Origin of the sequence: Pseudomonas tremae (assembly GCF_001401155.1) — a bacterium.
Classification (GTDB): domain Bacteria; phylum Pseudomonadota; class Gammaproteobacteria; order Pseudomonadales; family Pseudomonadaceae; genus Aquipseudomonas; species Aquipseudomonas tremae.
Genome location: NZ_LJRO01000153.1, coordinates 168300 through 193100, shown reverse-complemented (window position 1 = coordinate 193100; position 24801 = coordinate 168300). Strand labels below are relative to the sequence as shown.

The window sequence follows — 24801 nt, the reverse complement described above, 5'->3', positions numbered from 1 at the left end:
AGGTGCCTTGCTTCTGCTTTTGGCGAGACGGGGCTAGAGTTGGAACCAAAGTATGACGGTCTTCCTGGCTTACAGGCGTCATACCCACATAGAGAAGCAGCATGGAACGCGTGCCACCCCAGCCACATGATGGCTCTTCAGTATTGTTGGTTGTAGACGATTACCCGGAAAATCTGGTGACGATGTGCGCTGTTCTGCAAAGAACGGACTGGCACATCGTGACCGCCAGCTCAGGCATCGAGGCGCTGACGGTGCTTCTGGAGCAGGAAGTCGATCTGGTATTGCTGGACGTACAGATGCCGGGCATGGACGGCTTCGAGGTCGCGCGATTGATGCGTGGCAGTCAGCGTACCCGCCTTACTCCCATTATCTTCCTGACGGCCAACGAGCAGACCCAGGACGCTGTGCAGAAGGGATACGCAAACGGCGCGACGGATTACCTCTTCAAACCGTTCGACCCCAACGTGCTCAAACCCAAGGTTCAGACCTTGCTGGAGCAGCAGCGTAATCGTCGTGCGCTGCAGCAGCTCTCCCAAGAGCTGGAGTCGGCCAGGGCCTTCAACGCATCGGTCTTGTCGAATGTGGCTGAAGGTATTTTGGTGGTGGAAGAAACAGGGCTGATCAGCTTTGCCAACCCCGCTATCTGCCAATTGCTGAACGCTTCGGTCGAGCAGCTACGGGGGACCCGGGTGCTCGACTATATCGTCGAGCCGCAGGTGGGTGAGTGGCTGGATTCGGGTTTTTATCAACACTATCGCAAGTCAGACACCTACCGCGTTCACGATGCTGTGTTGCGCACTGCCCAAGGGGCGCAGTTGCCGGTCGCGTTGTCCTGCGCCGCGCTGCCTGCTGAGCAGAAGGCAATGGTGCTGACGGTGCTCGACATGTCGGTGGTCCGTGATCTGTACCAGCAGCTGGAAAAACAGGCCGTTACAGACGCCTTGACCGGTCTGCTCAATAGACGCGGTCTGTATCAAGCCGTTGAAAGCATGCTGTTGCGTAATGAGCAGGCGGATAAATACCTTGTCGTGCTGTTCATGGACCTGGACGGCTTCAAGCAAATCAACGACGCGCTCGGTCACGATGCAGGGGACCAGGTGTTGCTGTGGGTCGCGCAGCAATTCAAGGACTGCATGCGCCCTTATGATGTGCTGGCGCGGGTTGGCGGTGACGAATTTACCGTTGTTATCGATGGCCTCGACTACCCCGAGCAGGCCGCAAAAATTGCTGAAAAGCTCATCGATCGCGTGTCGGGCAGGCGGCAGGTCGATGGTGTCGATATAACCGTGGGCGCGAGTGTAGGCATTGCGACCTTTCCCGATTGCGGCTCAAACCTGGACGGCCTGCTGCGCGCAGCAGATATCGCCATGTACGAAGCCAAGCGCGCAGGACGCCAGCAATACCGGTTCTATGACCAGAACATGAACGGGCGCGCACGCTCGCGGCTAATGCTAGAAGAAAGCGTGCGCACGGCCATCGACGGCAAGGACTTTTCGGTGGTCTATCAGCCACAGATTAATATGGCGGACGGTCGGCTGCGCGGGTTCGAAGCGCTGCTGCGCTGGCAGCATCCGGCGGTAGGCGAGGTGCCTCCTGCATTGTTCATTCCCCTGCTGGAAGAAACGCGACTGATCAATAGGCTGGGCGGCTGGATCTTCGATCAGGGTGCCGAGCAGCGCCAGATATGGAGCGGGGTGTTTGCTTCGGATGTGGTCGTGAGTGTCTGCGTGAGCCCTACGCAGTTCTGCATGCCCAATCTGGCCTCGGAACTAAAGCGTGCGATGGACCGATTTGAACTGGAACCAGGGCAGCTGGAAGTAGAGATCACAGAAAGCTCACTGGTCAACAACCTGACGCACAGCCATAAACAGCTGAGTTTGTTGCACGATATCGGCGTGCGCGTCGCGCTGGACGACTTTGGCACGGGGGAGTGCTCACTGTCGCACCTGCGTAATCTGCAACTGGACACGCTGAAGCTCGACCGACGCTTTGTGGCCAATATTGTAGGGTCCAAGCGAGAGTCGGCATTGGCCCGGAGCATCATCGATCTGAGTCGCAACCTCGACATGCTGGTCATTGCCGAGGGTGTAGAAACCCATGAGCAGTATCAGTGGCTGGCCGACAATGGCTGCCAGATCGTGCAGGGGTTTCTGATCTCTCACCCGATGGTTGCCGACGACGCCGTGCAGTTCCCGGCGCACTTTGAGCTGCCCGCCTTGAAGCGTGCCGGATTGCTGTAGAATGGCGCACTTTCATGAGTGCGCCAGAGACCTATGACCGCGTCTAGCCATGCCTCGCTGAAGTACTTGCAGGCTTACCCGCAGGCCCTGCAGGATCAGGTGCAGCAACTGATCGAGCAGGGCCGCCTTGCGGACTATCTGCAACAACGCTACCCCGAGCGTCACCAGATTCAGAGTGACAAGGCGCTTTACGCGTATGCATTGGGGTTGAAGCAGGACCACCTGCGCAACGCGCCGGCCATTAAAAAAGTGCTGTTCGATAATCGCCTTGACCTGACCCACCGTGCGCTCGGGTTGCACACCAAGATATCCAGAGTGCAGGGCGGCAAGCTCAAGGCCAGCAACGAGATTCGTGTAGCGGCCCTGTTCAAGGAAGCGCCCCCGGAGTTTCTGAACATGATCGTCGTCCATGAGCTGGCTCATTTTCGCGAGTCTGACCATAACAAAGCGTTTTATCAGTTATGCGAGCACATGTTGCCCGGCTATCACCAGCTGGAGTTCGACCTGCGCGTATACCTGACGTATCGCGACCTGCAGGCTGCCCGGGTGGCCCTCTGAACAACGTATGGAAAAAGGATTCGTCGATGGAGGTCAGCAAGACCAAAAGCAGTTTCTATCGCCGGTTGTACGTGGCGTACCTGATCGATTCGCAGATCGCCAGCAGCGTTCCCGAGCTGACCACAGTGACCGGCATGCCACGTCGCACTGCGCAGGACACCATCAGCGCGCTCGCCGATCTGGACATCGAGTGTGAATTCGAACAACAGGAAGGCGCCCGCAATCACGCCGGCAGCTATCGCATTCGCGACTGGGGAGCCATCGACAAGGCCTGGATTGCCAGTAACCTTGCCAGCATCAAGGCCGTGCTCGGGTATCCCTGAGGAGCCGCTTGCAACTCAAGGCCGCCCCTAGTCCAGATCGCGACGCATGCCGATGTGCGGGATGTCGTCTTCCAGATATATCTCGCCGATCGGGTCGAAGCCGTATCGGCTGTAGTAGCCCTGCAGGTGGGCCTGAGCCGACAGGTATATGGGCTGGTCTGGCCATTTTCGTTCGGCGTTTTCCAGTGCCTGGACCATCAATTCATGGCCGATGCCTCTGCTGCGGATCGACGGTGCGGTCACCACGCGGCCAATGGTCACGTCGCCGCCTTGCTGGATAGGATCGAGCAGGCGAAGGTAAGCCACCAGCTTGTCGCCCTGCCAAGCCATCAAGTGGCAGGTATCGCCTGTCAGGTCTTGTCCGTCCACGTCCAGATACACGCATTTCTGCTCGACCACAAACACCTCCGCCCGCAGTTGCAGCGCGGCATAGAGCTGCTGGATGCTCAGTTCGGTGTGATGTTTGCAGATCCATTCAATTGACATGTTGCAGACTCGCAGATAAACCAGAAGCGAAGTCTAAACGTATCCGGCGACATTCCCAATAAACGCTGTCATTCGAGTGCGTGAAGCTTTGCAGAATGTGTGTTTCCTGCAGGCTGTCTACTGACTGCTTCAGGGCTTCAATTATGTGCAGGCACGTTAATGAACAGTGGTTTTGCTGCCGATAGGATTGCATCGGCCTCGTCGATCTCTTCAGGAACCTGAGCATGTCGAATTTGCTTCGCGCTGTTGGGTTGCTGGTCTTCTTGCTGATGGCGCAAGCCGGTGCGGCGGAAAAGCTGCGTCTGGTCGCGGACCCCTGGCCGCCCTTTACCGATGCGCTGCTGCTCAATGGCGGCCTGGCCACCGATATTGTCACTACCGCGTTGCACCGCGCCGGGTACTCCACGGCCTACGAACAGGTGCCTTGGGCGCGGGCCATGCTGGGGTTGCGTGAAGGGCGTCACGACGTGCTGATCAATGCGTGGTTCAGCGAAGACCGTGAGAAAGTGGGCCAGTTTTCAACGGAGTACTTGCTCAACCGGATTCGCCTCATCAAGCGCAAGGAATCGCCTATGGGCAGCCTGACCCTTGAGCAGATGCATGATTACCGTATTGCTGTCGTGAGGGGGTACGCCTATTCACCCGCATTCGATAACGACGCATTGCTCAAGAAAGTTCTCGTGCAGAACTTCTCCTCGGCTGTGCGCATGCTGGCGGCTGACCGTGTCGACCTTGCGCTTGAAGACGAATACGTGGCCCGTTACAACCTGGGGCTCGAGTCTGAAGAGGTGCGCAATCGCGTCGCATTCGTCCCGGGCTCGTTGAGCGAAAACAGCCTGCATATTCTGGTCAGTCTGAAAAACCCGGAGCATGCGCGAATCGTTGCTGATTTTGACCGGGAAATCGCGGCGATGAAAGCCGACGGTACTTACGAGGAACTGCTCAGACTGCACGGTCTGCAAGCGTCTCCGGAACCTTGATCAAGTGTGCTGCGAGGGTGCGCAGCGGCGCCAGTTGACGACAGATCAGCGCCAGTTGGGCTTGCACCAGGCGCTGGCTTTCGTCCATCTCTTCCGGAAGTTGCTCGAGTTGTGTGGCCAGCGCTTCCTCCGCATCACTCTGTACCGCGACGGGTTTTTTCTCGGCCAGCCCGGAGGCGATTTCATCGATGCTCGCTGCCAGCGCGGGACCGACGTTGTCGATCAGGTGCTCGCGGATCTCGGGCGGCAACTGGGTGTCGCGATGCGCACCTAGCCCTGACAGGTAGCTCAGCAAGGTGTGCGACAGCACCAGAAAGCGAAAGCCGACATCTGCTTCCTTGCGGAAGTGGCCGGGCTCCATGAGCATGTTCGCCAGCGTGGTCGACAAAGCGGCATCAGCGTTGTGGGCGTTGCGCCTGGCAAGCCGGTAGGCCAGATCGTCGCTTTTGCCGCTGGCGTACTGCTGCATGATCTGGCGCAGGTAGATGCTGTTGCAGGTCAGGGTATTGGCCAGCACCTTGTTCAGGCGTCGCCCTTGCCAGTCGGGCAGGAACAGGAACACCGCAAGGCCGGCGATGAGGCTGCCCAGCAGCGTATCGAACAGCCTTGGCAGAAACAGGCCGTAACCGTCCCCGACCTGATTGAAGCAGAACAACACCATCACCGTGATCGCGGCTGTCGACAGGGTATAGCGGGTGGTGCGGTTGACGAAGAACACCACGCCAGCCAGTACTGCGCACATCGATTGCAGAATCGGGCTGGTGACCAGATCGAACAGTACCCAGCCGACCGTCAGACCAATCGCTGTGCCGATAATCCTTTGCCCAAGCTTGCGTCGGGTTGCGCCGTAACTCGGCTGGCAGACAAACACCGTGGTCAGGATGATCCAGTAGCCTTGCGAGGGGTGTATCAGGTGCACCATCGCATAGCCGATGGTCAGCGCCAGCGGTAGGCGCAGTGCATGGCGAAACAGCAGCGAAGTCGGGGTCATCTGCAGGCGCAAGCGCGTCCAGACATCTTTGAGATTGCGCGGTGAACGGTCCAGCAGGCTGCTGTCGGTGGCATCGGCGACGGCGTCCGGGTTGCTGGCGTCCCTGATCAGGCGGTCCAGCGTGCCGAGGTTGGCGGCCAGCGCTCGCAGCGAGCGCAGCAGGCCACGCCACGCAGGGTTGCTCTGGATACGCAGATGCTCAAGGGACGCCTGAAGGTCTTCCATGGCTTCGGCAAAGTTGGGGTCATAAACGAACGGCTGACGCAGCTGGATGGACTCTGAGAGCGCCTGACAGGCCACACCTTGCTGACGCAGCAGGCGCTGGCAGCGGAACAGCACGTCGCTGTGGAAAAAGGCCTCAGCCAGGGAGTTGTAGGGGTAATGCGACGAGCTGGCACGCTCGTGGATATCCTGCGCGATGAAGTACAGCTTCAGGTAGCGGCTGACCTTCGAGCCGGGACGGCCACTGCCGACGCGGTGCAGGATGATTTCCTTAGTGGCGTTCAGCGCCGCAACCACCCGGCCGTTCTGCTGCGCCAGTTCCAGGCGACGGGCCTCCACGTTGAGCGTGCGCAACGGTTCGAACAGCGTCGATTTGAGCTTCAGGTACTGCCCCAGCTCACGGAACAGTCGCGCCAGCGCCTGCTGCACCGGCTGGTTGGAAAACAGCATCTGCCAGAGCACCGACAGCAGGCCGTACCAGGCTGCGCCTGCCACCAGCAACATTGGCTCATGCCAGAAGTCCAGTACCTCGCCGCCACGCTGATCGACGCCGATCATGGTGTAGACCGACAGAATCAGCGTGCCGTAGGCGATTGCGCCATAACGTTCGCCCAGCGCGCCGAGCATGGTCAGGCAAAAGCTGGCCAGTGCCAGTGAACAGACGAATAGCCAAGGGTAGGGGAACAGCAGTTCGACGGCGAGGGCGGCAACACTGAAACACACCAGGGTCACTGCCAGGGCATTCAGCCGGCCCTGCCAGCTGTCGTCGGTCTCGGCCAGGGCACAGGCGATAATCCCCAGAAACAGCGGGATCAGCAGGGCCATCTCGTTTTGATACCAGCACAGCGCCATGCTGCCGGTCAGCGCGATAAAGACTCGAACGCTATAGCTGAATTTATCCAGCGCCCACAATCGACGGAGTGTATGACGGAGAGATTTCGATGCCATGGATAAGCTGACGGCCCTGTTCGCAATTGATCGATCCTGCAGGAGGATATGTACAGCCCAAACGGCGGGCTGTACATCTGCTTCGCAACATTTATACCGGTTTGCAGTGTCGCAATGTTACGTCACGTGTACTGCGTCACACGTATTGCGCAGCCGCATAGGCCGATGCCCATGCCCACTGGAAGTTGAAGCCGCCCAGGTGGCCGCTCACGTCCAGCACTTCGCCAACGAAATAAAGGCCGGGGGATTTCAGCGACTCCATCGTCTTGGACGACACTTCACGGGTATCTATGCCACCCAGCGTTACTTCGGCGGTGCGATAGCCTTCGGTGCCCGCCGGGACCAGCTGCCAGCTCGCCAGCCTTTCGGCGATATCGGCCAGTTCCGCGTGGGTGTACTGCTTCATGGGTTTGGACACGAACCAGTTTTCGGCGATCAGGTTGGCCATCTTCTTGGTGAATATTTCACCCAGCAGGGTTTTCAGTTCGCTGTTGGGGCGCTCTGCCTGCTGTTGCGTCAGCCAGGCCGAGGCATCGTGATCAGGCAGCAAGTTGATTTCCACTGTGTCGCCGGGCTGCCAGAACGAGGATATCTGCAAAATCGCGGGGCCACTGAGGCCGCGATGGGTGAACAGGATGTTTTCACGAAAGCTGGTGTCGTTGCAGCTCACCAGACAATCGACCGATGTGCCGGACAGCTCGGTACACAGGTCCTTGAGCTGGTCGGTGATGGTGAACGGCACCAGCCCGGCGCGGGTCGGCAGCAGCGTGTGGCCGAACTGCTTGCCGACCTGATAACCGAAGCCTGTTGCCCCCAGCGTCGGGATCGACAGGCCGCCCGTGGCGATGACCAGTGATTCGCAGGTCAGCGTGCCCAGTGTGGTTTGCAGGCTGTAGCCGGCTTCGGTCTTGTCGATCTGCTGCACGGAAGTGTCCATGTGGAGGTCGACTCCGGCTTGTCTACATTCCTCCAGAAGCATCTCCAGAATGTCGCTGGACTTGTTGTCGCAGAACAGCTGGCCGAGCTTTTTCTCGTGATACGGCACGCCATGTTTGGCGACCATCGCAATGAAATCCCACTGGGTGTAGCGGGCCAGAGCCGATTTGCAGAAGTGCGAATTCTGCGACAGGAAATTGGCCGGCTCGGTGTACATATTGGTGAAGTTGCAGCGCCCGCCACCGGACATGAGGATTTTCTTGCCGGGTTTGTTGGCATGATCGATCAGCATCACCTTGCGCCCGCGAGCGGCAGCAGTGAACGCACACATCAAACCTGCGGCGCCAGCGCCAATGATTACAACGTCAGTAACGGGCACAGCGTGTTTCCTCGAACTTTAGGTCACGACCGTTCCCATGCTCCGCGTGGGAATACCTCTCGTGACGCTCTGCGTCACATATTCAAAATTGGACGCAGAGCGTCCAGAGCTGCGTCCCCACGCTGAGCATGGGGACGATAATGCAACTGACGACTATTTCAGAGAATCCGCACGCGCAACGACTTGCCTTTGATCTTGCCGTTGTTCAGACGCTCCAGCGCCTGCTTGGCCATGCTGCGTTCGACGGCGACATAGGCCTGGAAGTCGAAGATCGCGATCTTGCCGACCTGGGTGCCCGCAATACCGGCCTCGCCAGTCAGTGCGCCGAGTATGTCGCCCGGACGCAATTTGTCCTTGCGGCCCGAGCCGATGCACAGCGTGGTCATGGCGGGCAGCAGCTTGCCGCCTTCCTTGATGCTCAGGTTGTCGTACTGCTGCCAGTTCAACGGGGCTTTCTGCAATTCTTCGATGGCGCGCGCACGCTGGCTTTCGGACGGTGCCACAAGGCTGACCGCAATGCCTTTTTCGCCAGCGCGACCGGTACGGCCCACGCGGTGAATGTGAATTTCCGAATCGCGGGCCAGTTCGACGTTGAGCACCATGTCCAGCGCATCGATGTCCAGACCGCGTGCTGCTACGTCGGTGGCGACCAGTACCGAAGTACTGCGGTTGGCGAACATCGCCAGCACCTGGTCGCGGTCACGCTGCTCAAGGTCGCCATGCAGGCCGACTGCAGACATGCCCTTGGCGGTCAGGTGATCAACCACTTCCTGAACCTGCTGCTTGGTGAAGCAGAACGCAACACAGGACGTTGGGCGGAAATGGCCGATTACCTTGACCACTGCTTCCAGACGCTGCTCGGGGGAGATCTCGTAGAAAATCTGCTCGATCTGGCTGTCGGCGTGCAGCGCTTCGACTTTTACTGTCTGCGGGTCACGCATGAACTTCGAGGACAGCTGCTTGATGCCGACCGGGTAGGTGGCCGAGAACAGCAGGGTCTGGCGACGTTGTGGGGTCTGCTCGATGATGTCAGCGATGGAGTCGTAGAAGCCCATGTCGAGCATGCGATCGGCTTCATCGAGAATCAGCGTGTTCAGGCCGTCAAGCACCAGCGAGCCTTTGCGCAGATGCTGCTGAATGCGGCCTGGCGTGCCGACGATAATATGCGCGCCGTGCTCCAGCGAGCCGATCTGCGGGCCAAAAGACACGCCGCCACACAGGGTCAGCACCTTGATGTTGTCTTCCGAGCGGGCCAGACGACGAATTTCCTTGGCCACCTGATCCGCCAGCTCGCGGGTCGGGCACATGACCAGTGCCTGGCAACCGAAGAAGCGCGGGTTGATCGGGTTGAGCAGGCCGATGCCGAACGCAGCGGTCTTGCCGCTACCGGTCTTGGCTTGCGCGATCAGGTCCATGCCCTTGAGGATCACCGGCAGGCTCTGCGCCTGGATCGGCGTCATCTCGGCATAACCAAGCGACTCCAGGTTAGCCAGCATGGCAGCAGACAGGGGCAGAGAATTGAAAGCGGTGTTAGTCACGACGGTGGACCTGCAAAACAAAAATGTCGCGCAGTGTATCACCCGCCAGCCAGACCTGGCACCGCGATGAAGATCGTAGGAGCGAGCTTGCTCGCGAAGGGGCCCGTACAGCCCCAGAAGATGGGGCGTCTGGACCATGGTCTTCGTGAGCAAGCTCACTCCCACAGGATCCAGCAATGAGCGCGGAGCATGGGGCGCGATAGCGAGGCAAAAAAATCCCCGCTGGAGGGCGGGGTTGAGGTTCGAGCGTGGCAGCTCGCAAAGGTGTACAGCGAGGCCCGCCATGCGGCGGGCCTGCCTGGCTTACAGCAGGATTGTGCGGATGTCCGCCAGCAATTCGCTCAAGCGCTTGGTGAAGCGTGCAGCAGCTGCGCCATTGATCACGCGGTGATCGTAGGACAGCGACAGCGGCAGCATCAGTTTCGGCTGGAAGGCTTTGCCGTCCCAGACTGGCTGGATGGTTGCCTTGGAAACACCAAGGATCGCCACTTCCGGCGCGTTGACGATCGGCGTGAAGCCGGTGCCGCCAATGTGGCCGAGGCTGGAGATGGTGAAGCAAGCGCCCTGCATGTCGTTCGCAGTGAGTTTCTTGTTACGCGCTTTTTCAGCCAGTGCAGCGGCTTCAGCGGCCAACTGCAGCAGGCTCTTCTGATCGACGTCGCGGATAACCGGGACCAGCAGGCCATCCGGGGTGTCCACGGCGAAGCCGATGTGCACGTATTTCTTGCGGATTACAGCCTTGCCGCTTGGTGCCAGCGAAGCGTTGAAGTCCGGCAGCTCCTTGAGCAGGTGCGCGCAGGACTTGAGCAGCAAAGGCAACACGGTCAGCTTGACGCCAGCCTTCTCGGCAGCGCCTTTCTGCGCAACACGGAAAGCTTCCAGGTCGGTGATGTCGGCCTGATCGAATTGCGTGACGTGCGGAATGTTCAGCCAGCTGCGGTGCAGACCCGATGCGCCCAGTTGCATCAGACGCGTCATCGGCACTTCTTCGATTTCGCCGAAACGGCTGAAATCGACTTCCGGAATCGGCGGGATACCCGAGCCGCCGCTTGCGCCGCCAGCTGGAGCTTCCTTGGCTTTCTGCATCATGGTCTTGACGTAAGCCTGAACGTCTTCCTTCAGCACGCGGCCGTGAGGGCCGGTGGCGCTGACCGCGTTCAGCTCGACGCCGAACTCGCGCGCCAGCTGACGAACGGCCGGGCCTGCATGAACCTTGGCGCCGTCTTTTGCTGGTGCGGCCGGAGCGGGTGCAGCTTCGGCTTTAGGTGCAGGAGCTGCTGCCGGGGCAGCCGCTTCAGCCTTGGCCGGAGCAGCAGCTGGAGCGCTGGCAGCAGGTGCCGGTGCAGCGGCAGGCGCAGCGCCTTCGACTTTCAGCTTCAGAATCAGGTCGCCGGTGCCGACTTCCTGATCCAGTTTGACTTCAATGCTTTCAACGACGCCTGCCGCAGGAGATGGAATCTCCATGCTGGCCTTGTCTGACTCCAGGGTGATCAGTGACTGATCAGCCTGAATGGAGTCGCCGACCTTGACCATCAGTTCGATGATCTTGGCCTTGCCCGAAGAGCCGATGTCCGGGACATGAATGTCCTGAACGGTGGCAGCTGCAGCTGGCGCTGGTTCGGCGGCAGCAGGCGCAGCTTCGGCAGGCTTTTCAGCAGCGGCAGGGGCGGCGGCAGCTGCAGGTTCGGCAGCAGGGGCAGGCGCCGCAGATGCTTCACCTTCCACTTCCAGTTCGAACAGCTCGTCGCCTTCTTTCAAGCGGTCGCCCAGCTTGACCTTCATGGCCTTGATGACGCCAGTCTTGGGAGCAGGGATTTCCATGCTCGCCTTGTCCGATTCAAGCGTCAGAACGCTCTGGTCAGCTTCGATGCGATCACCGACCTTGACCATCAGCTCAATGACTTCGCCTTCACCGTTGCCGATGTCGGGTACGCGAATTAACTCACTCACTATGTCTCTCCTCAGGAGAACCTGTTCACTCACGAATACGCTGGTTCAGTTACAACGAAACAGCGTTGGATGCTCATTTACGGTGGGTAAATTCCGCATCCTCGGCTGTCTACGCTCTGATCAGCGCTCTTGAAGCAGACTCTTAGCAGTCCAGTGGATTGCGTTTTTCAGGATCGATGCCGAACTTGGCAATGGCTTCCGCCACGACCTTGGGTTCGATATCGCCACGATCAGCCAAGGCTTCCAGGGCGGCCAGCACCACGAAGTGACGATCGACTTCAAAGAAGTGACGCAGCTTCTTGCGGCTGTCGCTACGGCCGAAACCGTCGGTGCCCAGGACTTTGTATTCCTTGGTTGGAACCCACTGACGAATCTGGTCAGCGAACAGTTTCATGTAGTCAGTCGACGCGATGACCGGACCTTTGCGACCGTTGAGGCATTCCTCGACATAGCTCAGTTCCGGCTTCTGGCCAGGGTGCAGGCGGTTGTTGCGCTCTACAGCCAGGCCGTCGCGGCGCAGTTCGTTGAAGCTGGTAACGCTCCACACGTCAGCGCCGATGTTGAACTCGTCACGGAGAATCTTCGCCGCTTCGCGTACTTCACGCAGGATGGTGCCCGAGCCCAGCAACTGGACGTGGTGCGCCGCTTCCCGGGTGTCTTCTTCGAGCAGGTACATGCCCTTGACGATACCTTCCTCGACACCGGCCGGCATGGCTGGCTGAGCGTAGGACTCGTTCATCACGGTCAGGTAGTAGAAAACATCCTGCTGTTCTTCGAACATCCGGCGCATGCCGTCCTGGATGATCACTGCCAGTTCGTAGCCGTAAGTCGGGTCGAAGGTGCGGCAGTTCGGGATGGTCGATGCCAGGATATGGCTGTGACCGTCTTCGTGCTGCAGACCTTCGCCGTTCAGCGTAGTACGCCCGGCGGTGCCGCCAATCAGGAAGCCACGGGTGCGGCTGTCGCCAGCGGCCCAGGCCAGGTCGCCGATACGCTGGAAACCGAACATCGAGTAGAAGATGTAGAACGGAATCATCGGCTGGTTGTGGCTGGAGTACGAAGTACCGGCAGCGATGAAGGAGGACATGGCGCCCGCTTCGTTGATGCCTTCTTCGAGAATCTGGCCTTTCTTGTCTTCGCGATAGAACATCACCTGTTCTTTATCGACTGGCTCGTAGAGCTGGCCGACAGACGAGTAGATGCCCAGTTGGCGGAACATGCCTTCCATGCCGAAGGTACGGGCTTCGTCCGGGATGATCGGCACGATGCGCTGGCCGATTTCCTTGTCCTTGACCAGTTGCGTCAGGATGCGCACAAACGCCATGGTGGTGGAGATTTCACGGTCGCCCGAGCCGTCAAGGATGGCCTTGAGGGTGTCGAGTGGCGGGGTTGGCAGGCTGAAGCTCTGCGCGCGACGCTGAGGCACGAAGCCGCCCAGTGCTGCGCGACGCTCGCTCAGGTAGCGGGCCTCGGCGCTGCCTTCTTCCGGCTTGTAGAACGGCAGGGCTTCCAGCTCGGAATCCTTGACCGGGATGTCGAAGCGATCACGGAAGTGACGCAGACTGTCTACATCGACCTTTTTGGTGTTGTGCGCAGTGTTTTTCGCTTCGCCAGCACCTGTGCCGTAACCTTTGATGGTCTTGGCCAGAACCACGGTCGGCTGACCTTTGTGGTTGACGGCTTCGTGGTACGCCGCGTAGACCTTGTACGGGTCGTGACCGCCACGGTTGAGCTTCCAGATCTCGTCGTCGGACAGATCGGCAACCATCGCTTTCAGTTCAGGCGAATTGAAGAAGTGCTCGCGGACGAACGCGCCGTCCTTGGCCTTGTAGTTCTGGTATTCGCCGTCGATGACTTCGTCCATGCGACGTTGCAGGATACCATCGACGTCCTTGGCCAGCAGCGGGTCCCAGAAGCGGCCCCAGATGACTTTGGTGACGTTCCACTGAGCGCCACGGAACACGCCTTCCAGTTCCTGGATGATCTTGGCGTTGCCGCGAACCGGGCCGTCGAGGCGCTGCAGGTTGCAGTTGACGACGAAGATCAAGTTGTCGAGCTTCTCGCGACCGGCCAGGGCGATGGCGCCCAGGGATTCCGGCTCGTCGGTCTCGCCGTCACCCAGGAAGCACCAGACCTTCTGCTTGCCTTCCGGAATGTAACCGCGGTGCTCCAGGTACTTCATGAAGCGTGCCTGGTAGATTGCCTGAATCGGGCCAAGGCCCATCGATACAGTCGGGAACTGCCAGAAATCCTTCATCAGCCACGGGTGTGGGTAAGAAGACAGGCCATTGCCGTCGACTTCCTGACGGAAGTTGTTCATCTGGTCTTCAGTGATGCGACCTTCCAGGAATGCACGGGCGTAGACGCCTGGCGATGCATGGCCCTGGAAGTAGATCAGGTCGCCGCCGTGTTCGTCGGTCGGGGCCTGGAAGAAATAGTTGAAGCCGATGTCATACAACGTGGCGCTGGAGGCGAAGCTGGAGATGTGGCCGCCCAGATCCGGGTCGCCGATGTTGGTTTTGACAACCATGGCCAATGCGTTCCAGCGCACCAGCGAGCGAATGCGGCGTTCCATGAACAGGTCGCCAGGCATGCGTGCTTCGTGGGTGACAGGAATCGTGTTGCGGTATGGCGTGGTGATGGCGTATGGCAGCTGCGAGCCACTACGGGTGGCCAGCTCGCCCAGACGGGTCATCAGGTAGTGAGCGCGGTCTTCGCCTTCTTTGTCGAGAACCGATTCCAGGGCGTCCAGCCATTCCTGGGTTTCGACGGGATCGAGGTCTTGCATGGCTTGCTCCAGGGCGGAAAGGCTTCCAGAATCGGTTGCCTGAGTTTGCGACTGGCCTTGTGGGCAGACGACATAAATTCTTGGATTACCGGAGGGTGGGATCCGGCGGCGTGTAGTTTTACTACAAATCGACGACGATTTCAGCCCTCCACGTAATGGACCCAGTAGTAAAACTACAGAGAAGCGACTCAATCGCTTCTGTTGTGTTGTGACTTAAAACGTTACTGTTGGTCGCTATTGAATATCTTGCCGGTAAAAAGCGGATTTTTATGCTTCTAATTTGATTTTTCCAGCAATTTATAACCTTTGTTCGACAAGCGGTGGTGGCAGACGCGTCTCCGGCACACGACGGGCGGGCGTTTGCACGCCGATCAAGGATAGACCATGAGCCTACCTTCACTGGCCGATTTTCCGGCCATTCTGCTGCCGTTGATCAGCCGTGCCCGGCAAACTTTCGAGGCCGCGCTGGCCGATGTGTCAGACGAAGCGCTGGCCTCGTTCAAGGCCTGGCCCGAGGCACGCCGCCAGGCATTCGATCGGGTCTGTGCAGCCAGCGATTTTGTAACCGAACAAATCTGCCGTGACCCGCAGATGCTGCTGCAACTGGCCGATGCGGGCGAGCTGGAGCGTAGCTTTTCTGCTGGCCAATTGCGCGCCCGGATTGCCGACGCACTGCTCGACGCCGCCAGCGAAGATGAACTGGGGCGTAATCTACGTCGACAGCGCGCGCGTCAGCAAGTCCGGATTATCTGGCGCGACCTGACCCGGCAGGCAGATCTGATCGAAACCTGCCGAGATCTCTCGGAAATGGCCGATGCTTCGATCGACCTCGCTTACCAATGGCTTTATCCACGCCTGTGTCAGCAAGTCGGTACACCGACCGGCCGCCACTCGGGGTTGCCGCAGCACATGGTCATCCTGGGCATGGGCAAGCTCGGAGCGGTCGAGCTGAACCTTTCGTCGGACATTGACCTGATCTTCGGTTACCCGGAGGGCGGAGAAACGGTCGGCACCAAACGCCCGCTGGATAATCAGGAATTTTTCATCCGCCTGGGGCAGCGATTGATCAAGGCGCTGGACCCGGTGACAGTCGACGGTTTTGTTTTTCGCGTCGACATGCGCCTGCGGCCTTACGGATCATCCGGGGCGCTGGTGCTCAGCTTCAATGCGCTGGAGCAGTATTACCAGGATCAGGGGCGCGACTGGGAGCGTTACGCGATGATCAAGGCGCGGGTGGTCGGCGGTGATCAAGCCGCGGGTGCCGAGTTGCTGGAGATGCTGCGCCCGTTTGTGTACCGCCGCTATCTGGACTTTTCGGCCATCGAAGCGCTGCGCACAATGAAGCAGTTGATTCAGCAGGAAGTGAAACGCAAGGGCATGGCCGAGAACATCAAGCTCGGCGCGGGCGGGATTCGTGAGGTGGAGTTCATCGCTCAGGCGTTTCAGCTCATCCACGGTGGCCGCGACCTGAGCCTGCAACAGCGTCCGTTGTTCAAGGTGTTGAAGACCCTTGAAGGCCAGGGTTATCTGCCGTCTGCCGTGACTGAAGAGCTGCGCGAAGGCTACGAATTTCTGCGTTACACCGAACACGCCATTCAGGCCATTGCCGACCGCCAGACGCAAATGCTGCCCGACAACGTGCAGGATCAGGCGCGTATTGCGTTGATCATGGGCTTCGCTGACTGGGCCAGCTTCCACGAGCGACTGATGTACTGGCGCGGTCGGGTGTCCTGGCATTTTCGCCAGGTCATTGCTGACCCCGATTCAGACCCGGACGACGAGCAAGAGGACGATGGCGAAGTCGTGGTCGGCGGCGAGTGGCTGCCACTGTGGGAAGAGTCCCAGGACGAAGAGGCCGCTGGCCGTCAGTTACAGCAGGCTGGTTTCGTCGACCCCGACCGCGCACTCAAACATCTGGCCAATCTGCGCAGCAGCCCGAACCTGCGTTCGATGCAGCGCCTGAGTCGTGAACGTCTGGATGCGTTCATCCCGAGGTTGCTGGCGCAGGCGGTAGAGCATGACAAGCCTGATCTGGTTCTTGAGCGTGTACTGCCGCTGGTCGAAGCGGTGGCCAGGCGCTCGGCGTACCTGGTGCTGCTGACCGAGAACCCGGATGCGCTGCGACAACTGCTGACTCTGTGCGCTGCCAGCCCGTGGATTGCCGAGCAGATCGCGCGCTTCCCGCTGCTGCTGGACGAATTGCTCAACGAGGGTCGCCTGTTCAATCCGCCGTTGGCCCCGGAGCTGGCCGCCGAATTGCGTGAACGGTTGATCCGCATCCCCGAGGATGACCTTGAACAGCAGATGGAGGCCTTGCGACACTTCAAGCTGGCCCATAGCCTGCGCGTGGCGGCCTCGGAAATCTCCGGAAGCCTGCCGCTGATGAAGGTAAGCGATTACCTGACCTGGCTGGCCGAGGCGATTCTGGATCAGGTACTGGCGCTGGCCTGGCGTTACAGCGTGGCACGGCATGGTACGCCTTCGCGGCCCGACGGTTCGCTGTGCGATCCGGGGTTTGTGATCGTCGGTTACGGCAAGGTCGGCGGCATCGAGCTGGGCCACGGTTCCGATCTGGATCTGGTGTTCATCCATGACGGTGATCTGCAGGCCGAGACCGACGGCGCCAAGCCTATCGACAGTGCGCAATTTTTCACCCGTCTCGGTCAGCGAGTCATCCATTTGCTGACCACGCAGACCAACTCCGGTCAGCTGTATGACGTCGATATGCGCCTGCGGCCTTCCGGAGCCTCCGGGCTGCTGGTCAGCTCGGTAGGTGCCTTTGCCCGCTATCAGGCCGGTGAAGCCTGGACCTGGGAGCATCAGGCGCTGGTACGCGCCCGGGTGCTGACGGGCAGCCGCGATGTGGGCGAGCAGTTCGAGCAAGTGCGTGCCGATGTATTGAGGCGCGAGCGCGATCCGGACACGTTGCGGGCTGAAGTCAGCGAGATGCGTGCCAAGATGCGCGACAACCTCGGCACCCGCCTGACAGCCGCAGGCAGGGCGGCCAATGCCTTCGAAGCATCAATGCCATTCGACCTCAAGCAGGACGCCGGTGGTATCGTCGACATCGAATTTATGGTGCAATACGCCGCTTTGGCATGGTCCAGAGAGCATCCTGCGCTGCTGCGCTACACCGATAACATCCGGATTCTCGAAGGGTTGGAAGAAGCCGGACTGTTGCCTGATGCGGACGCCAGCCTGCTGCGTGAAGCCTACAAGGCCTACCGCTCGGCGGCGCACCGTCAGGCTTTGCAGAAGCAGGCGGGTGTAGTCAGTGGTGATCAGTTTCATGCCCAGCGGCGTGAGGTGATGCGGATCTGGACGCAGATGGGGTTGAGCTGAGCCACAAGGCTGCGCAATGCTCCTATGCACACTATATAAAGCTATGACAGGGAGGCGACGGGTTGTGTGGGAACGTCACGCAGTCTGATCGGCCTCCCTGATCGTTTCCGGTCGTTTTTGGATAGAACATGAAAATTCTGATCGTTGGGCCTAGCTGGGTCGGTGACATGGTGATGGCGCAAACGCTGTTCCAGTGCCTGAAGCAGCGTCACCCCGAGTGCGAAATCGACGTGCTGGCGCCGGAATGGAGCCGTCCGATCCTGGAGCGCATGCCCGAGGTTCGTGCCGCGCTCAGCTTTCCGCTCGGTCATGGCGCCCTTGAGCTGGCGACCCGGCGGCGCATCGGCAAGTCCCTCGCTGGCCAGTACGATCAGGCAATTCTGCTGCCCAATTCACTGAAATCCGCGCTGGTGCCGTTCTTTGCCGGCATCGCGAAGCGCACCGGCTGGCGTGGCGAGTTTCGTTATGGTCTGCTCAACGACGTGCGCAGCCTCGACAAACAGCGCTACCCGCTGATGATCGAACGCTTCATGGCGCTGGCTTTCGACAAGGGCGCCGAGCTGCCGCAGCCCTATCCCAAACCGAGCTTGCGTATCGACCCTGTGACTCGCGATGCCGCACTGCTCAAGTTCGGCCTGATGCTTGATCGCCCGGTGCTGGCGCTTTGCCCTGGTGCCGAGTTCGGCGAGTCCAAACGCTGGCCCGCCGAGCATTACGCGCAGGTCGCCGAAGCCAGGATTCGTGAAGGCTGGCAGGTCTGGCTGTTCGGTTCGAAGAAGGATCACCCGGTCGGTGAAAGCATTCGTCAAGACCTGATCCCCGGTTTGCGAGAGGAGTCGGTGAACCTCAGCGGCGAAACTTCGCTGGCCGAAGCCATTGATCTGCTGTCGTGTGCCGATGCCGTCGTCTCCAATGATTCAGGCCTCATGCACGTTGCTGCGGCATTGAACCGCCCACTGGTGGCGGTCTACGGCTCGACTTCGCCAGGCTTCACACCGCCGCTGGCCGACGAGGTTGAAGTGGTGCGCCTCGGCATAGAATGCAGCCCGTGTTTCGACCGCACTTGCCGTTTCGGCCATTACAACTGCATGCGTCTGCTTGAGCCGGACGCCGTCACTGAGGCGCTTGCTCGCCTGAGTGGCACGCCGGTCGAGGTGGCCTGATTTTGCGGGTACTGCTGATCAAGACTTCCTCGCTGGGTGATGTGATTCACGCCTTGCCCGCACTGACCGACGCTGCACGGGCGCTGCCCGGCATTCGTTTCGACTGGGTGGTGGAAGAAGGTTTTGCTGAAATTCCCGGCTGGCATCCGGCGGTCGATACGGTCATCCCGGTGGCAATCCGTCGCTGGCGCAAGAATCTCTGGCAGACCGTCAGGTCAGGCGAATGGCGACGCTTCAAGCAGCGTGTGCGCGAGCAGCGTTACGATCTGGTGATCGACGCTCAAGGCCTGTTCAAAAGTGCCTGGCTGACACGCTACGTCGATGCGCCGGTGGCCGGTCTGGACCGTGACTCTGCTCGCGAGCCGGTTGCCAGCCGCTTTTATGATCGCGCCTTGCCGGTGGCGCGCGGGCAGCATGCAGTCGAGCGGTTGCGCCAGTTGTTCGCTCAGGCGCTGGGTTATCAGTTGCCCGCCGGCATGGGCGATTACGGTCTCAAGCTGCTGGCCGGGCTCGACGATACGCCGCGCGCGCCCTTTGTGATGTTTCTGCATGGCACGACCTGGGACACCAAGCACTGGCCCGAGCTGTATTGGCGGCAATTGGCTGAATTGATGGCTGCACGCGGCTTGCAGGTGCAGTTGCCGTGGGGCAACCCGATGGAAAAGGCCCGAGCTGAGCGCATCGCCGACGGTCTGGACAGCGCCCATGTGTTGCCTAAGCTGAACCTGGCAGGTGTTGCGCGAATATTGGCCAGTGCGCAGGCTTGCGTTGCGGTGGACACCGGAATCGGGCACCTTGCGGCAGCGCTGGACGTGCCGACCATTTCCCTGTTCGGCCCCACCAACCCGGGGCTGACCGGGGCCTACGGCAAATCACAGGTGCACCTGGCCAGCGATTACCCTGCCTGTGCGCCTTGCCTGCAAAAGAAATGCACTTACCAACCGAGCGCCGATGATCAGCGCCGGTTCGACCTGAAACGCGAGTGGCCGCTGTGCTTCACTCGTTTGAATCCCGAGCGAGTAGCGAGCCAATTGGGCGCGCTGTTGCTGGCAAAGGAACCTGGCTGATGCAACTGGCTTTCGTGCTCTACAAATACTTCCCGTTCGGCGGTCTGCAACGCGACTTCATGCGCATCGCGCTGGAGTGCCAGCAGCGCGGCCATCAGATTCGTGTTTACACCCTGATCTGGGAAGGCGACGTGCCGCCGGGTTTTGAAGTGCTGGTTGCGCCGGTCAAGGCTTTCTTCAATCATCGGCGCAACGAGAAGCTCATGGCGTGGATGGAAGCCGACCTGGCCCAGCGTCCGGTGGACCGTCTGATCGGCTTCAACAAGATGCCGGGTCTGGATGTGTATTACGCCGCCGATGGCTGCTTCGAGGACAAGGCGCAGAACCTGCGCAGCCCGCTGTATCGCAAGTGGGGGCGTTATCGTCATTTTGCCGACTATGAGCGAGCGGTATTCGCCAGGAACTCGAAAACCCAGGTATTGATGATCTCTGAAGTCCAGCAGCCGCTGTTCATCAAGCATTACGATACGCCGCTGTCGCGTTTTCACCTGCTGCCACCGGGTATTTCCCAGGATCGCCGTGCGCCCCCCAATGCGCCGCAGATCCGCGCAGACTTTCGCAAAGAGTTTGGTCTTGCCGATGATGACCTTTTATTGGTGCAGATCGGCTCCGGTTTCAAGACAAAGGGCTTAGATCGCAGCCTGAAAGCCCTGGCGGCCTTGCCTGCAGACATGAAAAAACGCACGCGCCTGTTTGTAATCGGCCAGGACGACCCCAAAGTATTCCAGTTGCAGAGCGCCGCGCTGGGCTTGGGCGATCAAGTGACGTTCATGAAAGGGCGCAGTGACATTCCGCGTTTTCTGCTGGGCGCCGACGTGTTGATCCATCCGGCCTACAACGAGAACACCGGGACCGTGCTGCTCGAGGCGCTGGTGGCCGGTTTGCCGGTATTGGTCAGCGCTGTATGCGGTTACGCTCACTACATTGCCGAAGCCGATTGCGGGCGGGTTCTGGATGAGCCGTTCGATCAGGCACAACTCAATCGCTACCTGGCGAGCATGCTCGAGGACGATGCCGCGCGCAGCGCCTGGAGCCGCAATGGCCTGGCCTTTGCGGACATGGCGGACCTTTACAGCATGCCGCAACGCGCTGCGGATGTGATTCTGGCGGAGCACTATTGATGAAGCTGTTCCTTGCTGAACCGTTCAAGAGCCTGTGGGCCGGGCGCGATGCATTCGCCGAGGTCGAGGGCCTGAGCGGTGAGGTCTATCGCGAGCTGGAAGGGCGTCGCACGCTGCGCACCGAAGTCGACGGGCGCGGCTACTTCGTCAAGATCCACCGGGGTATCGGCTGGGGCGAGATTGCCAAGAACCTGGCGACCGCCAAGCTACCAGTGCTGGGTGCCGGCAAGGAATGGGACGCTATCGAGCGTCTTCACGAGGTCGGTGTTCCGACCATGACCGCTGTGGCTTATGGCGAATGTGGTAGCAACCCCGCCGCGCAGCATTCGTTTATCGTTACCGAAGAATTGGCACCGACCACCAGCCTGGAAGATGTCAGCCTCAACTGGCGTAACGAGCCGCCCGAGCCACGGCTGAAAAGAGCGTTTATTGCCGAAGTCGCCCGACTGGTCGGGATGATGCACCGAGCGGGCGTCAACCACCGTGACTGTTACATCTGTCATTTTCTGTTGCACACCGACAAGCCTGTGACGGCCGATGATTTCAGGCTGTCGGTCATCGATCTGCATCGTGCCCAGACCCGGCGCGCGATTACGCCACGCTGGCGCAACAAGGACCTGGCCGCGCTGTATTTTTCAGCGCTGGACATCGGCCTGACCCGGCGCGACAAGCTGCGATTTCTCAACGTCTATTTCCAGAAACCGTTGCGCGAAATTCTGCTAAGGGAAGCGAAGCTACTCACCTGGCTGGATAAAAAAGCCGACAAGTTGTATCAGCGCAAAGTGCGCTACGGGGACGCGCTCTGATGGCGGGCTGGAACCTGGAGCCCGAGTACGCCTTCCTGACGCAGGACTTCGGCAGTCTGGATGCCGTGTTTGCTCTGGAAGGACATCGATTGACCCGTGACCCGCTTTCCGAAGTGATCCGCGTCGAGCGCGCCGGGGTCAACTATTACGTCAAGCGCTACGTGGGCGCGGGCAAAGGCTTGCGCCGTTACATGGGCAAGCCCAGGGTCAGGTCCGAGTGGCAGAACCTCAAGCGTTTCGCCAAGTGGGGCATCCCTACAGCCGAGGTCGTGGCCTGGGGACTTGAACGCAACGGCACCGCCTACGATCGCGGGGCGCTGATCACTCGCGAGTTGGCGAACACCGAAGACCTGTCCGCGCTTGCGCAGCGCAAGGACTCCCGGTTGGCCGACAGGCATTGGGTCGAAGGCATCAGCCGCCAGCTGGCTGCTTATACCCGAATCATGCATGACCACCATTTCACCCATAACGATTTGAAATGGCGCAATTTGCTGGTCGATGACGAGGGCAGGCTGTTCTTCATCGATTGCCCCAACGGTGCGTTCTGGTGGAGCTTCATGCTGCGCTACCGGATCACCAAGGACCTGGCGTGCCTGGACAAGGTTGCCAAGTATCACCTGTCGGCCACCCAGCGCCTGCGCTTCTATCTGCTTTACCGTCAGCGAACGCGTTTGAATGCCTCCGACAAAAAACGTATTCGACATATCGTCAGCTTTTTCGAGGGCCGTGAATGAGCGTTTTTATTGCCAGTGCCGACCAGCCGTTACTGGCGCGTCATCATCTGGCGGATTTTGAATCGCTTTGGAACATCAGGCTCGATGCAGTCGATGAGCCGAACACCGGGCGGGGCGGGTGGAGCAGTGTGTTTCGCCTTGACCTGGACGGACAAGGTTTTTACCTCAAACGCCAGAGCAACTACCTGACGCATACGTTGCATCACCCTTTTGGCGAGCCGTCATTTTCTCGCGAGTTTCGTAACATCAGCCGCTATCGCAAGCTGGGCATTCCGGCCCTGCAAGCGGTGTTCTACGGCGAGCAAAAGGTCGAAGGCGAGCACCGCGCCATTCTGATGACCCGGGCGCTGGACGGCTGGACCGATCTCGATGAGCTGCTGTTGCAATGGAGCAGCCTTGAGGCGGGTGAGCGCCTGGCGATCCTTCAGGCCTGCGGCCGACTGGCGCATACGCTGCACGGTGCAGGCCAGGTGCACGGTTGCTTCTACCCCAAGCATATCTTCCTCCGGCCGGGCGGCGCGGGCTATCAGGCGCAACTGATCGACCTGGAAAAAACCCGGCCGGTGATCTTCGGCAAACGTGACCTTGCCCGCGATCTGGAACCGCTGCTGCGGCGTGCGCAGGTATGGAATGAAAGCGAGCGGCGCGAGCTGCTGGCCGCCTACCTGCAAGCCAGCCCGGAAAGCGCTCTGGTCGATGCCTGGAGCGTACGGCTGGGCAGGCGCAGCGACCATAAACGTGACCTTCAACACCGCAATGATAAAGAGACTCGTTGATGCGCTTGTCTGAACTCAAGAACGTCGGCCGTAACCCCGAGTTGCCGATCAGCCTGACGCTGGCCGATGCTGCTGGTCTGGCCGAGCTGCAATTGCTGACCTTGCTGCGCGTACTGCCGGGGCAGCGGTATGTGGGCGCAGGCGTATGGCGAGGGCGGACGGTGCTGGCGAAACTGCTGGTGGGCGACAAGGCTGCACGGCACTTTCAACGTGAACTGGCCGGGGTACGTCTGCTTGCCGAGCAAGGTCTGACCACGCCGCTATTACTGGCCGACGGTTTGGAGGAAGGTGAGGGTGGCTGGCTGCTGTTCGAATATTTGGAGCAGTCATCGAGTCTTGGCGATGCCTGGAATGCGGTCAAGGACCTGCCGCCGCTGGCAGATGAGCAGCAGGCGGTGCTGGGCGAAGCGTTGACCGCCATCGCCCTGCAGCATGCCAAGGGCTTGTGGCAGGAAGACCTGCACCTGGACAACCTGCTGCGTCACAAGGGCCAGCTGTACCTGATCGACGGTGCGGGCATTCGTGCCGAACAAGCCGGACAACCGCTGTCCCGGCAAAAGGTGCTGGAAAATCTGGGCGTTTTCTTTGCCCAGTTGCCACGGTCTTATGCGCCCTTCACCGAAGAACTGCTGGTGTATTACCTCCTGAGCAATGGCGAGCATGGCCTGCCGATGGAGGCGCTGCAAAAGCAGATCGACCGCTTTCGCAGCTGGCGGCTCAAGGACTTCATGGGCAAGACCGTGCGTGACTGCAGCCTTTTCAGCGTCAAGGCTGACGCTTCGGTGTTTCGCGCCAGTCGCCGCGAGGAAGAGGCCGCCATGTTGCCCGTGCTGACTCAGGCTGATGCCTTGCTCGACAAAGGGCACCTGTACAAGACGGGTGGCGCCGCGAGTGTCGGCCGTGTCGACGTCAATGGTCGTGCGTTGGTCATCAAGCGTTACAACATCAAGAATTTCAGCCACTGGCTCAAGCGCTTCTGGCGCCCCAGCCGTGCCTGGCATTCATGGCGTGAAGGCAATCGTCTGATGTTCCTCGGCATCGCCACGCCAAAACCGCTGGCGGTGCAGGAGCAACGTTTTCTGGGTTTGCGCAGCAAGGCCTGGCTGGTGACCGAGTTTCTCGACGGGCCAGACATCATCGAGCGTTTTGCTCCCTGGGTAGACACCGCCGATGTCCCGGAGGTCGAGTTGCTGGCGCTGGATCAACTGTTCGCACAGCTCATCGAGGAGCGCATCAGTCACGGTGATCTCAAGGGGCACAACCTGTTTTGGCACAACGATCGCTGGGCACTGATCGACCTGGATGCCATGCAGCAGCACGGGTCGCAATCTTCATTCGCTTCGGCCTATGCCCGTGACCGGGCGCGCTTCATGCGCAACTGGTCGGCGCAGAGCGCGCTGCACCAGATGCTAGAGCAGCGCTTGCCGAAGATCGCACCGGACTGAGCCTGCCC

General features: G+C 60.0%; 18 protein-coding genes. 12 read left to right on the top strand and 6 right to left on the bottom strand.

Annotated elements, in window-relative coordinates; translation table 11 throughout:
• Window positions 1–101 precede the first annotated feature (101 nt).
• The 3 genes from ALO43_RS10820 to ALO43_RS10810 are packed head-to-tail and all read left to right on the top strand — an operon-like array spanning window position 102 to window position 3121.
• Window positions 102–2240: an EAL domain-containing protein gene (locus ALO43_RS10820; RefSeq protein ID WP_024668632.1), complete on the top strand. Its 2139-nt coding sequence runs from the start codon at window positions 102–104 to the stop codon at window positions 2238–2240.
• Window positions 2241–2273: 33 nt separating this feature from the next.
• Window positions 2274–2798, top strand: a complete 525-nt coding sequence (locus tag ALO43_RS10815) for a M48 metallopeptidase family protein (RefSeq protein ID WP_005888394.1) — start codon at window positions 2274–2276, stop codon at window positions 2796–2798.
• A 26-nt stretch (window positions 2799–2824) separates the two neighbouring features.
• Complete coding sequence (locus tag ALO43_RS10810) at window positions 2825–3121, top strand: winged helix-turn-helix domain-containing protein (protein WP_005888396.1); 297 nt, start codon at window positions 2825–2827, stop codon at window positions 3119–3121.
• A 27-nt stretch (window positions 3122–3148) separates the two neighbouring features.
• Here the strand turns inward: ALO43_RS10810 and ALO43_RS10805 are convergent, their stop codons facing one another.
• Window positions 3149–3607 carry a GNAT family N-acetyltransferase gene (locus tag ALO43_RS10805; RefSeq protein WP_005888399.1) on the bottom strand — a complete coding sequence of 153 codons (459 nt, stop codon included), beginning with the start codon at window positions 3605–3607 and terminating at the stop codon, window positions 3149–3151.
• Between the two features lie 224 nt (window positions 3608–3831).
• Between ALO43_RS10805 and ALO43_RS10800 the strand changes: the two genes are divergently transcribed.
• Entirely contained in the window at window positions 3832–4587 is a 756-nt protein-coding gene (locus ALO43_RS10800; RefSeq protein WP_005888400.1) for a substrate-binding periplasmic protein, read from the top strand.
• On the opposite strand, the gene yccS is transcribed toward ALO43_RS10800, so the two are convergent.
• From yccS to aceE, 5 genes are all read right to left on the bottom strand, one after another.
• Window positions 4550–6748, bottom strand: a complete 2199-nt coding sequence (gene yccS / locus ALO43_RS10795) for a YccS family putative transporter (protein ID WP_032618265.1) — start codon at window positions 6746–6748, stop codon at window positions 4550–4552. The genes ALO43_RS10800 and yccS overlap by 38 nt on opposite strands.
• Window positions 6749–6884: 136 nt before the next feature.
• Window positions 6885–8063, bottom strand: coding sequence for a BaiN/RdsA family NAD(P)/FAD-dependent oxidoreductase (locus ALO43_RS10790; protein ID WP_005888405.1), 1179 nt, complete (start codon window positions 8061–8063; stop codon window positions 6885–6887).
• 158 nt (window positions 8064–8221) lie between these two features.
• Window positions 8222–9601, bottom strand: coding sequence for an ATP-dependent RNA helicase DbpA (gene dbpA, locus ALO43_RS10785; RefSeq protein WP_024668633.1), 1380 nt, complete (start codon window positions 9599–9601; stop codon window positions 8222–8224).
• Window positions 9602–9904: 303 nt separating this feature from the next.
• Window positions 9905–11551 carry a dihydrolipoyllysine-residue acetyltransferase gene (gene aceF, locus ALO43_RS10780; protein ID WP_024668634.1) on the bottom strand — a complete coding sequence of 549 codons (1647 nt, stop codon included), beginning with the start codon at window positions 11549–11551 and terminating at the stop codon, window positions 9905–9907.
• 142 nt (window positions 11552–11693) lie between these two features.
• The gene (aceE, locus tag ALO43_RS10775; protein ID WP_024668635.1) at window positions 11694–14339 is read right to left on the bottom strand and encodes a pyruvate dehydrogenase (acetyl-transferring), homodimeric type; all 2646 of its coding nucleotides are present in this window, start codon (window positions 14337–14339) and stop codon (window positions 11694–11696) included.
• 384 nt (window positions 14340–14723) lie between these two features.
• Here aceE and glnE point away from each other — a divergent pair, with 384 nt between their 5' ends.
• From glnE to ALO43_RS10735, 8 genes are all read left to right on the top strand, one after another.
• Entirely contained in the window at window positions 14724–17681 is a 2958-nt protein-coding gene (gene glnE, locus ALO43_RS10770; RefSeq protein WP_054997483.1) for a bifunctional [glutamate--ammonia ligase]-adenylyl-L-tyrosine phosphorylase/[glutamate--ammonia-ligase] adenylyltransferase, read from the top strand.
• Between the two features lie 128 nt (window positions 17682–17809).
• Entirely contained in the window at window positions 17810–18844 is a 1035-nt protein-coding gene (gene waaF / locus ALO43_RS10765) for a lipopolysaccharide heptosyltransferase II (protein WP_024690405.1), read from the top strand.
• A gap of 2 nt (window positions 18845–18846) precedes the next feature.
• Window positions 18847–19911, top strand: a complete 1065-nt coding sequence (gene waaC / locus ALO43_RS10760) for a lipopolysaccharide heptosyltransferase I (protein ID WP_005888413.1) — start codon at window positions 18847–18849, stop codon at window positions 19909–19911.
• Entirely contained in the window at window positions 19911–21032 is a 1122-nt protein-coding gene (locus ALO43_RS10755) for a glycosyltransferase family 4 protein (RefSeq protein WP_054997482.1), read from the top strand. Before waaC ends, ALO43_RS10755 begins: the two co-directional genes overlap by 1 nt.
• The gene (gene rfaP, locus ALO43_RS10750; RefSeq protein WP_054997481.1) at window positions 21032–21838 is read left to right on the top strand and encodes a lipopolysaccharide core heptose(I) kinase RfaP; all 807 of its coding nucleotides are present in this window, start codon (window positions 21032–21034) and stop codon (window positions 21836–21838) included. Before ALO43_RS10755 ends, rfaP begins: the two co-directional genes overlap by 1 nt.
• Window positions 21838–22572 carry a lipopolysaccharide kinase InaA family protein gene (locus ALO43_RS10745; protein ID WP_005888418.1) on the top strand — a complete coding sequence of 245 codons (735 nt, stop codon included), beginning with the start codon at window positions 21838–21840 and terminating at the stop codon, window positions 22570–22572. The genes rfaP and ALO43_RS10745 overlap by 1 nt, the downstream gene beginning before the upstream one ends.
• Entirely contained in the window at window positions 22569–23348 is a 780-nt protein-coding gene (locus tag ALO43_RS10740; RefSeq protein ID WP_005888421.1) for a lipopolysaccharide kinase InaA family protein, read from the top strand. The genes ALO43_RS10745 and ALO43_RS10740 overlap by 4 nt, the downstream gene beginning before the upstream one ends.
• Complete coding sequence (locus ALO43_RS10735; protein WP_054997480.1) at window positions 23348–24793, top strand: lipopolysaccharide kinase InaA family protein; 1446 nt, start codon at window positions 23348–23350, stop codon at window positions 24791–24793. The genes ALO43_RS10740 and ALO43_RS10735 overlap by 1 nt, the downstream gene beginning before the upstream one ends.
• Window positions 24794–24801: the final 8 nt, after the last annotated feature.